Annotated in this window: 1 rRNA gene; it reads right to left on the reverse strand. The window is 56.8% G+C overall.

Features of this window, described 5'->3' with window-relative positions:
* Nucleotides 1-646, reverse strand: a 23S ribosomal RNA gene (locus ABD154_RS17870); the annotation flags it as partial.

Raw genomic sequence — 646 nt, forward strand, 5'->3', positions numbered from 1 at the left:
GGCCTGGCTACCTTTCTGCGTCACACCTCACGCTGACCGACTCCACACTCAGGTCCTCGCCCACAATGCCAACCAGGCACCCGAAGGCACCACGGGCACGCGGGGGAGTTAGTGTCATGTGTTTTGGTATTGTCGGTTGTGTGTCGGTACCAGAATATCAACTGGTTGTCCATCGACTACGCCTGTCGGCCTCGCCTTAGGTCCCGACTTACCCAGGGCGGATTAGCCTAGCCCTGGAACCCTTGGTCATCCGGTGGACGGGTTTCTCACCCGTCTTTCGCTACTCATGCCTGCATTCTCACTCGTGACGCCTCCACCACTCGTTCACACGGCGACTTCACTGGCGACACGACGCTCCCCTACCCAACACCACACCATTACGGCTATCTGTGGTGCTGCCACAACTTCGGCGGTGTACTTAGCCCCGCTACATTATCGGCGCTCAATCACTTGACCAGTGAGCTATTACGCACTCTTTCAAGGGTGGCTGCTTCTAAGCCAACCTCCTGGTTGTCTTCGCAACTGAACATCCTTTCCCACTCAGCACACGCTTAGGGGCCTTAGTTGATGGTCTGGGCTGTTTCCCTCTCGACAATGAAGCTTATCCCCCACTGTCTCACTGCCACGCTGAACCTTACCGGCATTC

Source organism: Brevibacterium sanguinis, from assembly GCF_039528855.1.
In the GTDB taxonomy this organism is placed as follows: Bacteria; Actinomycetota; Actinomycetes; order Actinomycetales; family Brevibacteriaceae; genus Brevibacterium; species Brevibacterium sanguinis.